Here is a 15,382-nt window from a genome sequence, read left to right as displayed (position 1 = left end):
CTAGGTGGTCTGCCGGCGAATGACCGCGGGTTCGACAAGTGAGGCCGCCAGCATGGCCACCGAGACGAGCGCCAGCAGCTGCACACCCGCCGAGTGCCCGACGTATCCGTCGACCGACCGCCACGGGTTCTGGCTGAGCACCGCGCCGGCCACGATCAATCCGCCCGCCGTCGCCGTGATCGTGACCGCATCGCGCAACCTGTCCCTGTGCCGCAGCAGATGTCGCACACCCAGTGCCGCCCCGACCGCCACCACCCCGACGACTCCGGACAGGACGGCGCCCACGGCCAGCACCGCCGCACCCGTCGCCCATCGCGCCGGCCGCCACACCGGGGCGGGCTCGGCGGCGCGGGCAGGGCGGCGCGCAGGGAGGAACGCGAGCAGCAGCAGAAGCGGCAGCAGCGCCAACCCGCCGAACAGGCCCGCGCGGTAGTTCGCGTTGAGCGGGAACGTCAGCGTGACCGGTCCCGAGGTTCCCGGCGGCAGCACCCAGCCCTGCTGCCAGCCGTTGACGGTCACCGGGGTCAACTCCGACCCCTCGGCGGTGCGGGCCACCCAGCCCGGATTGACGCTTTCGGGCACCACCAACACCCGCGAGGCATCCGACGCCGCCACAGTGACCTCGCGGCGGTCGGAGCTCCATGTCCCGGTCGATACGGAATCCGTTGGTGCCGAACGTATCCGGTCGGCCAGCGGGCCGGCGAGCTGGACACCGTCGACGACGAACGCGGAGCCCGGGCTGATCACCAGTTCCTGCTCGCCGGCCGGCAACGTGATCGGCGTCGCCCGGCACGGTTGCGCCGCGACCGGGTCACCGTCGAGCAGGGTGCCCACCGTCGTGCTGACCGAGGTATGTACGAACTGCCCGGCCACCCCGATGATCGGACCGCGGCCGCAGGGCAATTCGATGCTTCGGGTCCGGTTGCGGGTGGCGTCGGCCTCGGCGATCGGCGCGCCCTGCGGGTCCAGCGCCGTCACCTCCGCCAGGCCGGGTGGTTTGAGTTGGTCGAACCCGAGCGCGGTGCGGTCGATCACGTCGTCCCAGTCCAGCAGCGACAGTTTCACGGTATCGGTGATGTGGGGTTTCAACTCGACTGTCTGCGTGCCGCCGTCGGCCGCCAGCCTGCGCACCTGCGGTCCGTCGCCGAGATCGACGGCGACCAGCGTCGGATGCGCAGGCAGCTCAGACGGACTCGGGGTCAGCCGAAGGCCGGCGACTTCGGACCTGGTGGGCAGCGTCAGCGTGAGCGTGGGCGGGCTGCGGTGCTGCACGACGGACTGCGGGGCGGTCCACGCGGTGTCGAGATCACCGTCGGCGGCGGCGTATGCCGAACCGAGCACGTCGATCGGATCGGCCTCACCCGTCGCCCGTGCGGCGCCGGGGGCGCTGATGAGGTCGGCCAGGTTCGGGCCCTGCCGTGCCCGCACCCACACGGTCGGCGTCACGTCGACGGGCTCTGGCACAGTGAGCGTGCGGCTCAGGTTCACCGGTTCCTCGGGCGACAGCGCCATGGCCGCCGCGCATCTGATGCCCGTGGGACTGTCCGCGCAGCCCGGCCTGCCGAGTAGTTCGGAGCCCAGATCCCACTGCGCCACAGCCGAACCCGGCGGTGGTCCGGGTACGGATACGGTGTGGCGCAGGTTGACCGGATGGGCGAACCCGTTGGCGTCGTACTGGGTGATCGCGAAATCGGTGATACCGAACTGCACACCGGGGGACCCGTCCTCGGTGCCCACCGCGGTCATCCGCACCCACGGCGACTCCCCGTAGGGCAGCGCCGCGGTCACCGGCTTGCCCGCTTCCTCGAAGCGCAGCGTGCTGGTGCCGTTGACGGTGGACACCTCGATGCGGCGCACCTGTGCGCCGACGGCGGTCGCGCTCGGCGTGATCGTGATGGTCGCGTTGGTGACCGGATGGTCGAAGTCGACCTGCAACCACTGGCCCAGCGCGGACTGCAATGAGTTGGACACCCACGACGTCGACGGGTCGCCGTCGACGGCGGCGGCGGGACCGGTCGCGGGGGCGACGTGGGGCAGCGCGGTCGAATCCGACGCCGAACTCGACGCGGTCACTCGACCGCCGTTCCACTGGCCGTACACCAGATCTGTTCCGGCCGCCGCGGGATAGTCCATCACCCGGTTGAAGGTGTGCCTCGGATCGTCGGGGGTGCGGATCGCCGACGAATGGTCGTCGACGCGGCCGTAGTCGGTCTCGCGGGCCACCGGGGTGTCGGTCACCGTGACCACGGGAACGGACAGGCCCGCCCGTTGCGCGTCGGCGGTCAGCAGCATCGGCCCGAGTGGCGGGCGGTCCAGCAGGCGGCGCCGCTCGTCGAGCCGAAGCAGGGCCTCGGGGGCGCCGTCGACGCGAGCCATCGCGTCGGTGTCGACCAGGTACGGCGTCACGGGCGTGCTCGCGTCGACCCGGTAGATCTCGACAGCCGGGTAACTCGGGCGCAGTCCGCTGTCGGTGACGAACCCCGCCAGAGTGCCGGGCCCGACCGATTCGCCGAACTCCGCAACCTTCTCCAAGCCGGGCGAGCCATGGACCGCCCGGTGCACCAGCAGCGGACGCGCCGAGCGAGACGTCTCGGGATCCAGGTCGTTGCGCACGACCACGTATGAAATGCCCTGCCTGGCAAGGGTGTCGGCGAGACCGGCAGACGGACGGCCCGCCGCGAACAGGCGTTGCACGGAGTCCAACGCACGAATGGTCTCCGGCGGCGTCAGCGGGATCGAATCCCGCACCCCCCACGCGCTGTCGCCGAGCACCTGCAGCGGTTCGTCGTGACTGCTGCCCCAGACCTGGGTGGCGAACGGTGCGCCGGGCGCCACCAGCACGCGTCCGCCCGAGTTGTGCTCGTCGAGCCAGTCCGCGGTTTCGTGCCAGTACTGCGGGATCGCGTCGAAGGCGCCGGGCGGGCTGAGCCGGCCGGTCCAGGCCAGTGAGGTGGCCGCGGTCAGTGCCACCAGCACCACCACCCCGACCGCGACGCGTTTGTCGTCTTCGGGGTGCGCCCACGCGTGCGTCCACACCGCACGTGGCGCGTTGCCGGCGAACGGGATGCGGCCCAGCAGATGCGCCAACCCCAGCGCGATCGGGATGCGCAGCAGCGGATCGAGTTTGTGCAGGTTGCGCAGCGGCGTGCCCGCCGCATCGAGGAAGGCCTGAACCTCAAGGGCGACAGGAGATCCCAGAGCGCCGGAGTATCCCAGCCCGAGCAGCGCTACTCCGATGAGCAGGATGGTGATCAGACGACCGCGGGCCGGCATCGACCGCATGGCCAGTCCGGCCAGGCCGGCCGCGGCGACCAGAGCGGTGGCCAACACGGCGAGGGACCCGGTCACCAGCGAGGCCCCGGCGGTGGCGTTCGGCGCGACGAACGGCGTCCAGGCGTGGGTGCCGCGCAGCATCTCGGTCAGCGACATCCACTGCGTGGTGACGCCCGAGGACTCGATGAAGTCGAGGAACGGCGGGCTGACCCGGCCGAGCATCACCAGCGCGACCGCCCACCACAGCACGGCCAGCGTGATGCATGCCGCCCACCACGCGGTGAACCGCAACCACAGCCGGTTGGGCCGGTGGCACAGCAGCCAGATCAGCGCCGGCAGGCAGGCGGTCAGCGTCGCGACGGCGTTGACGGCGCCCATCAGCGCGATCGCCAGCGCCGAGCGCGCCGCCAGCACCCGCGGCGACTGTGGACTCGTGCCGCGCACCGCGAGGATGGCGGGCAGTAGCACCCACGGCGCCAACATCATCGGCAGCGTCTCCGACGAGATCGCGCCGAGCGTGGTGAGCACCCGCGGTGACAGCGCGAACGCGACCGCGCCGACGATTCGGGACGCCGGGCTGCCGATACCGAGGGCCTCCGCGACGCGCAACAACCCCCAGAACCCGGCCACCAGCAGCAGCGCCCACCACAACCGCTGGGTGACCCAGGCGGGCAGTCCGAGCACGTCGCCGATCAAGAAGAACGTGCCGTGCGGAAACAGGTAGCCGTAGGCCTGGTTCTGGGTCTGCCCGAACGGCATCTCGCTGCTCCACAGGTTGAGCGCGCGAGCAAGGAATCGCAGCGGGTTGGCGGTGAGATCGAGTTTGGTGTCGGGCGAGATCTGTCCGGGTGACTGGGCGAAGGTCAGGATCAGCGCCGCCGCGGCGACCAGCCACAACCAGCGCCGGGACAGCGGCGCGGGCGAACTAACCTCGGTCGCCGTACTCGACCCTGTTGAGTACCGACGACGCCGGATCGCCCGCCTGCAGCGGAGGCTTGTTGTCCTGCTGCACCATCAGCGTCACCCCGAATACGGCCGCCGCGCCCAGCAGCAGTCCGACCACGATGCTGGCCGCGGCGGGCACGAGAAACCGATCCATGCGGCCAAAGTAGCAGACGGTGCGGCGTGCGATTACCACCGCGCGACCGGCGGCGTCAACCCAAGTGACCAAGATCAAAGTTTGCCCGATTTTGTGTAAATGTGTGCTGTATAACGCGCTCCGCTCTGGTAAAAAGCTAAGCGCTCGAAGTTTGCCCACGCAACGAGATTGCTGGCACACAGGGCATGAATTGCTGGACTGGGAGGGCTGGGCGGATGCGGTACGCGAAGTATGTCGGTCGGGTGGGTGCGTTGGCCGTGGCGCTGGGCGTGGGATCGGTGATCTCGCCGATGCCCGGCGTCGCGTGGGCGCAGCCGACCGGTTCCAACTCCACCGACAGTGCCGAATCCACGAGTTCAGAGTCGTCGACCGCGCCGGACTCGGCCACGGTCAACGCAGGTACCGACGGCAGCGGTGTCGATGCGTCAACAGACGACGCGACGATTGTCGACACCCCCGCAACCGACGGCACCGACGAGGGGGTGGTGGTTCCCGGGTCGGACGCCGTGGACCCGCCGGGTGACGACGACGGCGGCCTCCAACCCGAACCGGACGTCGAACCGGTTGCCGAGCCGCCGGGTCAGCCTTACCAGCCGCAGACGTTCCCGGGCGGCTCACATCGCGACGATGTGCCGTCGGACGACGCGGCCGTATCGGCGATCCCGACCGGCCAGGTGAACTCGGTTGCTCAGCACGATCTCGCCGTTGCGGATTCGAAGGTGGTGACGCTGTCGACCACGGAAGCGACCGTGTTGCCGCCCATGTCGCAACCGACCGGCGGTGACGCCGAACCGCAGGTGCTCGAACCAGTGCACGTGCCGAACGCCGCGCCGGAGCCGGCGCAGACCGTGCGAGTGGACCTCGTGACCCGGATGCTGGCGGCGGTGTTCGCGCCGTTCATCGGATCCGGGCCGGCGGCGCCCGCGGATTCGCCGCTGCTGTGGGCACTGTTGGCGTGGGCGCGTCGGCAGTCCGGATCGTCGGACGAGGTGACCCCGGCGCTGGTGACGACGAGCCAGCTGACCACCGCCGCCGCACCGATGGCGATGTCGGTGACGGCGGCGGCCGACGGCAATCAGCCGCCGACACAGATCGCTGGGCCGACCCTGCAGGATGCGGTGCCCGCGACCGGGACCATCGTCGGCCAGTTGAACCTGATCGACCCGGAGGGCAAAACCCTGCGGTACGAACTGACCGGTGCGCCCACCTCGGGCATGGTCGTGGTCGACTCGCGCACCGGTGCGTTCACCTACACCCCGGACGCGGTCGCCCGGGTGGCCGCCGGGCTGACACCCGGGGCGGACACCGATTCGTTCACTGTCTCGGTACGTGATGGATCGCGTCGCGCCGACGCGGTGCCGGTGGTGGTGACGGTGCCGGTGTCGCCGGTGGTGGTGGCCAACCAACCGCCGGTGTCGTTGGGTGACAACAGCATCCCGGTTGCGGTCACGGTGTCGGGCAGTCGGGTCTATGTGGCCAATTCCGCGGCGGGCACGGTGTCGGTGATCGAAACCGCGACGGGCACCGCCGAGGTGGTCGACGCGATCGACCTCGGGACGGCCTCGTCCCCGGTCGCGGTGACCGCCTCTCCGGACGGCACCCGCGTGTACGTCGTCGACGCCGGATCGCTGTCGGTCATCGCCACCGCCACCAATACGGTGGTCGGCACCCCGGTCGCGGTGGGCCACACCCCGGCCGGGATCGCGGTGGCCCCCAACGGCAAGACGGTGTTCGTCGCCAATTCCGACGGCACGGTATCGAAGGTCACCGTCTCGAATATGCGGGTGCGCAACGTCACCGGACTGCCGCAGGGCACACCCGGCGCCATCACCGTCAGCCCGGACGGCCGCAAGATCTATGTGGCCAACGCCGACGGGTCGATCTCGATGTTCACCTCGTCGGGCAGTAGGGCCAAGACCGTGGCCACCGGGATCGGCGATCCGGCCGGACTGGCGGTGTCGCCGGACAACAAGACGCTGTATTTCGCCGACCGCGAGGGCAACGTCGTGGTGATCGAGACCCGGAGGCACACCGTCGTCGACACGTTCGCCGTGGGCGGGACACCGACCGATGTCGCCGTCAGCGGTAACGGGCGGGTGCTGATCGTTGTCGACGCGAACAGTGTGACGCTGGTGGACGCCGCCAACGGCGCGGTGCTCACCGGCGTGGCCACCGATGCCGGCGGCAAGGATGGGTCGGCGCGCATCGCGTTCAGTGCCGACGGCACGCATCTGTATCTGACCGATCCGGCCGACGACACCCTCCGCGTGCTCACCGTGCTGCCGCGCGCCACGAACACCGCGCCCTCGGTGGCCGGCCCACCGACCGCCGGCGCCGCAGATCCAGGCAACGGCGCGCTACTGGGTTCGCTTCTGGTGTCCGACGCCGACGCGGATACGTTGACCTACACCGTGATCGGGGCGCCCGACAAGGGCACGGTGACGATCGACCCCGCAGGCGGCGGCACCTACACCTACACCCCCACCGCGCGGGCGCGACACATTGCCGCCGCGGTCGATGCGGCCGCCGAGGACAAGACCGACGCCTTCACCGTCTTGGTGACCGATGGATACGGGACGAGCGTGACGGTGCCCGTCACCGTGACCATCGAACCGGCCAACACGGCGCCGACGACGAAAAGCACCGTCCGCAGACCCTCGTCGACCGGCGTGGTGAAAGGAACCGTCACCGCCAGGGACGCCGACCGGGACAAGCTGACCTACGAAGGGTCGACCACCACCGCCAAGGGCACCGTCGTCGTGGACTCCAGGGGGCGGTTCACCTACACGCCCACCGCCGAGGCCCGTCATGCGGCCGCCGCCGACGGGGCCACGGCCACCGACCAGACCGACTCGTTCACGATCACCGTCGACGACGGCCACGGCGGCACCGTCGCCGTGCCGATCACCGTCACCATCAAATCGGTCAACACCCGGCCGAAGGCACGCGCCACGGTCGGAACGCCCGACGCCTCGTCCGGCATCGTCACCGGGACGGTCAGCGCCACCGACAACGACGCCGACACCCTCGTCTACACCGCCTCGCCGACCACCAAGGGCGACGTGGTGATCGACTCCGACGGCACGTTCACCTACACGCCCAGGCTGGCCGCGCAGCTGGCCGCGGGAGCGAACGGCGCGAGAACGTCGGACACGACCGAGAAGTTCACGATCACCGTCGACGACGGTCACGGCGGCACCACCACGGTGCGGGTCACCGCCACCATCGCGGCGGTGACACCCAGTCCGGCGATCACCGGCACGGTCGGCGTCGGCAGCGGCCCCCTCGACGTGGCGGTCAGTCCGGACGGTCGCTACGTCTACACCGCGGGCTGGGGCAGCTCGTACTCCACGCATGACGGCGGCGTGACGGTGTTGGACACCGCCACCGACACCGTGGTGTCGACCGTCGACATCGACGGCACCGTCTACGGCGTGGTCGCCGCACCCGACGGCAAGGTCTACGCGGTCAGTACGAACGACGCGGACGGCGCGGGCACCGTGTCGATCATCGACACCGCCACCCGCACCGTCACAGGCAGCATCGGGCTGACCGCCGGGAACTATCCCACCTCGGTCGCGGTCACCCAGGACGGCAAGACCCTAGTCGTCGCCAGCCACGACGGCACCGTGACCGTCATCGACACCGCCACCAGGACGGTCACCCGCACCCTCAATGTCGGTGGGTACGCCAACCAGATCGCGATCACCCCGAACGGCCGCGAGGTCTGGGTGGCCCACGACGACGCCTACCCGCAGGTGTCGGTGATCACGCTGTCCAACGGTCGGGTCAAGGACGTCGTGATCGGCGACTACCCCAGCGCGCCGGGTGTGGTGGCCAGTCCCGACGGGAAGTGGGTGTACGTCGCCAGCGACGGCGTCGCCGTCATCAAGGTCGGCACGCGGCCGACGGTGACCACCATCGAGGGCGTGTACGGCGAGGATCTCGCGATCAGCCCCGACGGCCGCTATCTTTACGTCGCCCAGGCCGACGGTGCGCTGAAAGTCGTTGACACCACGACGAAGACGGTGGTGAAGACCGTCACCGTCGGCGACCGCGCCGATGCGGTGGCCGTCAGCGCCGACGGCGCCCGGATCTATGTCACCAACCGCCTCGACGGCACGGTCACCGTGCTCGCCGCCTACGCGACGAACGCCGCACCGACGGTCAGCGCCGCGGTGGGGGAGCCGGATCCGGACACCGGAGCGGTTCGCGGTTCGATCACCGCGACGGACCCCGACGGCGACGCGGTCACCGTCACCGCGGGCACCTGGTGGGCCGCCAGGGGCAGCGTGACCGTCGACCCCGACGGCACCTTCACTTACACGCCGACCGACGACGCGCGCCACCGGGCCGCCGCGGTCGACGGCCCCACCGCCGACAAGACCGATGCCTTCGAGGTCACGGTCAGCGACGCCCGCGGCCAGGTGGCCACGGTGTCCGTCACCGTGCCCATCGGGCCGGCCAACAACGCGCCCGGCGCGTTCGTCCCGGACTGGGAACTGACCACCGACCCGTCGACCGGAAAGGTGACGGGCCGCATCTACGGCAGTGACCTCGACGGGGACACCCTCGCCTACGGTGGCTCGGCCCCGTCGGGCAAGGGCACCCTGGTGGTCGGGCCGGACGGCCGGTTCACCTACACGCCAACGGAGGCGGCCCGGCACGCGGCTTCCGCCGTCGGCGCGTCCACCGAGACCAAGACCGACACCGTCACGCTGACGGTCGACGACGGGCACGGCGGGCTCACCGAGACGCAAGTGACCATCACGATCTCGCCGGCCAATGCCGAACCGATCTACACCGGCTGGACGGGAACCACCGACCCGGTCACCGGTGTGGTGACCGGTCAACTGCACGGCTTCGATGCCGACGGGGATCCGTTGAGCTTCGACACGTATTACTCGTGGGGCCCCGGCGGGCCGATCCACAACAGCGACGGCACGCTGGTGCTCAACAGCGACGGCAGCTTCACGTACACGCCGAGCGCCTCGGCCCGGTTCGCCGCGGCGGCCACGGACGCGACCGCCGCCGACAAGAACGCGACCTGGTCGATCGTGGTGTCCGACGGACACGGCGTGGAACCGGGTGCGAACCAGACGCTTTCGGTTGCGATCAGTCCCGCGGTCCTCGACCACCAGGTGGCGGCCAGCCATGTCCTGGACGGTTTCGACTTCATTCGCGAGATCGTCACCGGCCCCGACGGCCGCATCTATGTGGGCCAGGTGAGGTGGAACGACTACTCGGACTGGCGGTCCTACCAGCACGGGCCTGCCGACAGCGCCTCGATCGTGGTGATCGACCCCGACAACGGATTCCAGACCTACTCGATTGCGCTCACGCATCTGTCGGACTTCAGCGACATGGCGGTCACCCCCAACGGCCGGATCTACCTGGTGGACAAGGGCACTGTGGTCGAAGTCAACCCCGACACGCGTGTCGAGGCAGTGGTGTCCGGAGCGGCCGCGGGCCCCGAGTACAACCGGATCGTGGCCGGGACGGATAACCAGATCTATCTGTTCGGTGGATCCGGGTCGGCCATCACCCAGGTCAAGCGGATCAACCCGGCCGAGCACTACGACGTCACCTACGACAGCATGCTGCAGAACATCCGGGATCTGGCCGTCGACGCCGACGGAAGGATGTATCTGGGGTCGGCCGATCAAATCGAGATCATCGACCCGGACGCCACCGCCACCGTGATCGATCTCGACGACGACTACCCGACGCTGGATCCGCTGATCAGCCTCCACTCGACGCCAGAGGGCCGGGTGTTCGCGCGGTTCCTCTCGGAAAACGACGGCTTTTACCAGTCGAACAGCCTGAACGAGATTCATGCCGACGGCACCGTCAGCGGCGCCGTCTGGTCACCGTCGACCTATCGCGGGTATTCGGCCGCGGTACTGGGTGTGGACGGCCTCTTCTACGCGTGGAACTCGCAGGACGATCACATGGCGACGGTCGACCCCACGCGCCCCGCGATGTCGCTTTCGACCCTCGGCGGTCAGTGGGCCTACGCGTCGGCTGTGGACGCCGACGGCAGGATCTACGCCCACGACTGGACCGGTTATCGTGTCGCGGGGGAGTACCGGGTGCGCTCCACGGTGACGGTGATCAGTCCGACCACCGCGGGTGCACCTGCCGCCGATCCGGTGCACGTCTACAAGGTTGCCGACTCGGTGTCGGTTCATTACGAGCGGCTGCGTGAGGTCACCAACAACACGCACGGCGTGTACGTGGAGAAGATCGTCGACATGGACGGTCAGGAGCGCCTCATCGCCTACATCGGCGGCACCACAGCGGATTTCGTCGGTCCCAACCAGCCGTGGATCGAGAACATCCCGGCCGCGATCGGATTCCCGGATCCCAAGATCCTGGAGGTTCTTGACCGGGCCGTCGCGGACAATCCCGATGCGCCGCTGCTGATCTTCGGCTACAGCCAGGGCGGCATCGACGCGCAGAATATCGCGGTGTCGGGGCGCTACGAGAACCTCACCACGGTGGTGACGTTCGGCACCGCGGTGATCGCGAACCCGGCGGGCAGCTTGCCGTCGGGTCGGCCGAACCTGCCCGAGGACGTGCACGTCGTGCACATCGTGGACCAACTGGACCCGGTGACCGCGCACGCGAGCTTCGACATCCCGCTGCAGAACGCGGTGGACGCCGGACAGGTGATGTTCGGCCGCGGCGGCGTCGAACCCGACAGCAATGTGCCCCTCTTCGGCTACGTCAACGTGCACACCGACATGCAGACGTACCGCAACCTCGGCGCCATGTTCGAAAATCCCGACGATGAGCGTTTCGCCGAGGTCAAGCAGGATCTGAAGAAGTTCCAAGGCAAGGTCGTCGACGACGTCTGGCAGTGACGGTGCCCCGCACGTTGGGGTGGCGGCCGCGGCCATGACAGCATGGCGGGATGCGCTTACCTCGCATCCTGGCCGTGCTCGCCGCGGTGCCCGCTTTGATCGTCGCGTGCTCGCCCGCAGAACCGCCCGCGCAACCGAGCGCCGCCCCGTCGAGTGAGGTGACCCACCAGCGCGGCACCGTGCCGGCCGCCCCGGCACCCGCCGCCCCCGCCGCGCCCGCGTGTGGCGACGGGCAGGCGCTGCTGGCCAGCATGTCGACCCGCGACAAGCTGGCGCAGCTGTTGATGGTCGGTGTGACCGGCGCGGCCGATGCCCGCGCGGTCGTCGAGAACCACCACGTCGGCGGCATCATGATCGGCAGTTGGACCGACCTGTCGATGTTGTCCGACGGATCGCTGGGGGCCATCGCCGGTGAGGCGACGCCGCTGCCGCTGGCGGTCAGCGTCGACGAGGAGGGCGGCCGGGTGTCGCGGCTGTCCTCGGTGATCGGCTCGCAGCCGTCACCGCGGGTACTGGCGCAGACCAGCACGCCCGAACAGGTCTACGACATCGCGCGGCAGCGCGGTCAGGCGATGCGCGGACTGGGCATCACCATCGACTTCGCTCCGGTGGTCGACGTCACCGACGCTCCGGACAACACGGTGATCGGCGACCGGTCGTTCGGAGCGGACCCGGCCACCGTCACCGACTACGCCGGGGCCTACGCGCGCGGCTTGCGCGATGCAGGCGTGCTCCCGGTGCTCAAGCACTTCCCCGGCCACGGCAGCGGCTCCGGGGACTCTCACGAGGGCAGCGTCACCACGCCGGATCTGGCCCAGCTGCAGGAGACCGACCTGGTGCCGTACCGGACGCTGGCGGCTCAGGCGCCGGTCGGCGTGATGGTCGGCCACATGCAGGTTCCCGGCCTGACCGGCAGCGATCCGGCCAGCCTGAGTCCACGCGCGTACGGGCTGTTGCGCTCGGGCGAGTACGGCGGCCCGCCGTTCAACGGTCCGGTGTTCAGCGACGACCTGTCGTCGATGCGAGCCGTGTCGGACCGGTTCGGCGTCGCGGAGGCGGCGTTGCGGGCCCTGCAGGCCGGCGCCGACACCGCGCTGTGGGTGACCACCGGCGAGGTGCCCGCCGTACTCGACCGGCTGGAGAGCGCGCTGGCAGCCGGGGAACTGGCGATTTCACGGGTGGACGAGTCAGTGTTGAGGATGGCCGCGGTGAAGGGCCCGCACGCAGGCTGCGGGGGCTGACTTCGCGCCTGTTGCTTACTCTGGAGTAATGGCAGGTGGAACGAAGCGGTTGCCGCGCGCGGTGCGTGAGCAGCAGATGCTCGACGCCGCCGTACAGATCTTCTCCGTCAACGGCTATCACGAGACGTCGATGGACGCCATCGCCGCGCAGGCCCAGATCTCCAAACCGATGCTGTATCTGTACTACGGCTCCAAGGAGGAACTGTTCGCCGCCTGCCTGGACCGCGAGTTGGGTCGCTTCGTCGACGACGTCCGCAGTCGGATCGATTTCCGGCAGAGCCCGAAGGACCTGCTGCGCACCGCGGTGCTGGCGTTTTTGAACTACATCGACGCCAACCGGGCGTCCTGGATGGTGCTCTACAGCCAGGCCACCAGCTCGCAGGCGTTCGCCCATACCGTGCGGGAGGGCCGCGAGCGCATCATCGATCTGGTCGCCCGATTGCTGCGGTCAGGCACCCGCAATCCCGAACCCGACACCGACTTCGACATGATGGCCGTCGCGCTGGTGGGGGCCGGTGAGGCGGTGGCTTCGCGGGTGAGCACCGGAGACGCCGACGTCGACGAGGCCGCCGAACTGATGATCAACCTGTTCTGGCGCGGCCTGAAGGGCACCCCGGCCGAGCACCCGCCCGAAGGGGCGGCGCCGCCCGAGACCGCGGCCAGATCTCAGAACTGAGCAGCGCCGCTCTCTACAGCGGCGTCACCGTGCCGAAGAGGTGCGGGTCGCCCTTGGTCAGGTGGCGCAGCGCCAACTCCCAGCCGTCGGTGCGGCGCTCGACGTACAACCCGGCGCGCGCGGGCAGCACCACCGGTTTGGCGAACCGCACCGAATACTTCACCGCATCGGGCAGCTGACCTTCGATATTCGCCAGAACTGCTGCCGCGCTGAACATTCCGTGCGCGATGACGGTCGGGAAGCCGAACAGCTTGGCCGCGATCGGGTTGGTGTGGATCGGATTGTGGTCACCGCCGACCGATGCGTAGTGGCGGATCTGCCCCGGCGTGATGTGCAGTACCGCGTTGGGCGGGCCGAGCTTCGGTTGCTTCTGCGGCGGGGGTTTGGGCTCGTCGGACAGGCTGGTGCGCTGCTGGTGCAGAAACGTCGTCACCTGATGCCATGCCTGTTCGTTGCCGACGTGGACATCGGTGACGATGTCGACCAGCAGTCCGCGGCGGTGCTCACGCAGGTTCTCCGCGTGCACCCGCACCGACACCGTGTCGGTCACCGAGATCGGCCGATACTGGGTGATGTGGTTCTCGATGTGTATCGAACCCATTGCGGCAAACGGGAAGTCGAAGCCTGTGACCAACGCCATCACCGTCGGGAACGTCAGCGCGAACGGATACGTCAACGGCACGGTGTCGCCGAACCGCAACCCGGTGACGTTGGCGTAGGCCGCCACGTTCGCCTTGTCGATCGCCAGGTCCTCGACGGTCAGTGTGCGGTCGGGCAGCGTGTCGCCGCGGGGCACGAACGGCAGCGCGCCCGCCGCGGCACGCACCAGGTTCATCAAGCCGGATGGTTGGGTCACGTCATGCCCCCAGCCATGCCTGGCCGCAGACGCGAACGGTGTTGCCGGTGACGGCGTTCGACGCCGGGTTGGCGAAGAAGGCGATGGTCTCGGCGACATCGACCGGCTGCCCGCCCTGGTGCAGCGCGTTGAGTCGACGAGCTACTTCCCGGGTGGCCATCGGCATCGCATCGGTCATCTTGGTCTCGATGAAACCAGGTGCCACGGCGTTGACGGTGATGTTCTTGTCGGCGTATGCCTCCGACAACGCGTCGGTCAACCCGATCATGCCCGCCTTGGTGGCCGCGTAGTTGGTCTGGCCGCGGTTGCCCGCGATGCCGGCCATCGACGACAGGCCGACCACCCTGCCGCCCTCGCCGATCACACCGCCGTCCACCAGGCCTTCGGTAAGCCGCAGCGGCGCAAGCAGATTCACCGCGATCACGGAATCCCAGCGAGCCTCGTCCATGTTGGCCAGCAGCTTGTCGCGGGTGATGCCGGCGTTGTTGACCAGGATGTCGGCGCGGCCGTCGTAGTTCTCCCGCAGATGCTCGGTGATCCTGTCGACAGCGTCGTCGGCGGTCACGTCCAACGTCAGCGCGGTGCCGCCCACCTTGGTCGCGGTCACGCCGAGCGGTTCGGCGGCGGCCTCGACGTCGATGCACAGCACCCGAGCGCCGTCGCGGCTGAACACCTCGGCGATCGTCGCGCCGATACCCCTGGCGGCCCCGGTGACGATCGCCACCTTGCCCTCCAGCGGCCGGTCCCAATCGGCGGGCGGGGGCGAATCCTCGGCGCCGACGCGGAACACCTGCCCGCCGACGTATGCCGACTTGCCCGACAGCAGGAACCGCATGGTGGACTCCAGTCCGGTCGCCGCGGGCTTGGCGTCGGCCGACAGGTACACCAGGTTGACCGTGGCGCCGCGGCGCAACTCCTTGCCCAGTGACCGGGTGAACCCCTCGAGCGCGCGCTGGGCGATGCGGGCGTGCGCGCTGCCGGCCTCCTCCGGGATCGTGCCGATCACGACGACGCGTCCGGACCCGCCGAGGTTGCGCAGCAGCGGGGTGAAGAACGTGTACAGCTCCTTGAGACCCGCGGGTTCGGTGATGCCGGTGGCATCGAACACCAGTCCGCCGAACGAGTCGGCCCAGCGGCCGCCGAGGTTGTTCGACACCACGTCGTAGTCCTCGGCCAGCGCGGCCCGCAGCGGTTCGACGACGCGGCCCTGTCCGCCGATCAGCAGGGTGCCCGCCAGCGGCGGCTGCCCCGGCTTGTACCGGCGCAGTGTCTCGGGCTGCGGAATGCCGAGCTGCTTGGCCAGGAACGATCCGGGCGCCGAATGGACGATTTGTGAGTACAGATCGGTAGCCATGAAAACGAACTTACTCC

General features: G+C 69.4%; 7 protein-coding genes. 3 read left to right on the top strand and 4 right to left on the bottom strand.

What is annotated here, in order from left to right; genetic code table 11:
- A complete protein-coding gene (locus tag ABQE89_RS03275) occupies positions 1–4,170 on the bottom strand; it encodes an alpha-(1->3)-arabinofuranosyltransferase (RefSeq protein WP_448414061.1) in 4,170 nt (1,389 codons plus the stop codon).
- A 28-nt stretch (positions 4,171–4,198) separates the two neighbouring features.
- Complete coding sequence (locus tag ABQE89_RS03270) at positions 4,199–4,372, bottom strand: DUF2613 domain-containing protein (protein WP_448414059.1); 174 nt, start codon at positions 4,370–4,372, stop codon at positions 4,199–4,201.
- 215 nt (positions 4,373–4,587) lie between these two features.
- On the opposite strand from ABQE89_RS03270, the gene ABQE89_RS03265 reads away from it, so the two are divergent.
- From ABQE89_RS03265 to ABQE89_RS03255, 3 genes are read left to right on the top strand one after another with little or no spacing between them, the layout of a single operon-like run.
- Positions 4,588–11,238: a cadherin-like domain-containing protein gene (locus tag ABQE89_RS03265; protein ID WP_448414058.1), complete on the top strand. Its 6,651-nt coding sequence runs from the start codon at positions 4,588–4,590 to the stop codon at positions 11,236–11,238.
- 50 nt (positions 11,239–11,288) lie between these two features.
- Entirely contained in the window at positions 11,289–12,479 is a 1,191-nt protein-coding gene (locus ABQE89_RS03260) for a glycoside hydrolase family 3 N-terminal domain-containing protein (RefSeq protein ID WP_448414056.1), read from the top strand.
- A gap of 28 nt (positions 12,480–12,507) precedes the next feature.
- Complete coding sequence (locus tag ABQE89_RS03255) at positions 12,508–13,155, top strand: TetR/AcrR family transcriptional regulator (RefSeq protein ID WP_448414054.1); 648 nt, start codon at positions 12,508–12,510, stop codon at positions 13,153–13,155.
- Between the two features lie 13 nt (positions 13,156–13,168).
- Here ABQE89_RS03255 and ABQE89_RS03250 read toward each other — a convergent pair whose 3' ends face one another.
- Together ABQE89_RS03250 and ABQE89_RS03245 are read right to left on the bottom strand one after the other, a co-directional pair.
- Positions 13,169–13,990, bottom strand: a complete 822-nt coding sequence (locus ABQE89_RS03250) for a MaoC/PaaZ C-terminal domain-containing protein (protein WP_448414209.1) — start codon at positions 13,988–13,990, stop codon at positions 13,169–13,171.
- A gap of 22 nt (positions 13,991–14,012) precedes the next feature.
- Positions 14,013–15,365, bottom strand: a complete 1,353-nt coding sequence (locus ABQE89_RS03245) for a 3-oxoacyl-ACP reductase (RefSeq protein WP_448414052.1) — start codon at positions 15,363–15,365, stop codon at positions 14,013–14,015.
- Between the last annotated feature and the right edge of the window lie 17 nt (positions 15,366–15,382).

The sequence above is a fragment of the Mycolicibacterium sp. XJ1819 genome, from assembly GCF_053483675.1.
The sequence above is the reverse complement of the archived record's forward strand: the minus strand, read 5'-3'. Positions and strand labels throughout refer to the sequence as shown.

Excerpts from the sequence above, each read along its gene's own strand:
- ABQE89_RS03255 (WP_448414054.1), top strand. The coding sequence starts at position 12,508 with ATGGCAGGTGGAACGAAGCGGTTGCCGCGCGCGGTGCGTGAGCAGCAG.
- ABQE89_RS03265 (WP_448414058.1), top strand. The coding sequence starts at position 4,588 with ATGCGGTACGCGAAGTATGTCGGTCGGGTGGGTGCGTTGGCCGTGGCG.
- ABQE89_RS03245 (WP_448414052.1), bottom strand. The coding sequence starts at position 15,365 with ATGGCTACCGATCTGTACTCACAAATCGTCCATTCGGCGCCCGGATCG.
- ABQE89_RS03260 (WP_448414056.1), top strand. The coding sequence starts at position 11,289 with ATGCGCTTACCTCGCATCCTGGCCGTGCTCGCCGCGGTGCCCGCTTTG.
- ABQE89_RS03270 (WP_448414059.1), bottom strand. The coding sequence starts at position 4,372 with ATGGATCGGTTTCTCGTGCCCGCCGCGGCCAGCATCGTGGTCGGACTG.
- ABQE89_RS03250 (WP_448414209.1), bottom strand. The coding sequence starts at position 13,990 with ATGAACCTGGTGCGTGCCGCGGCGGGCGCGCTGCCGTTCGTGCCCCGC.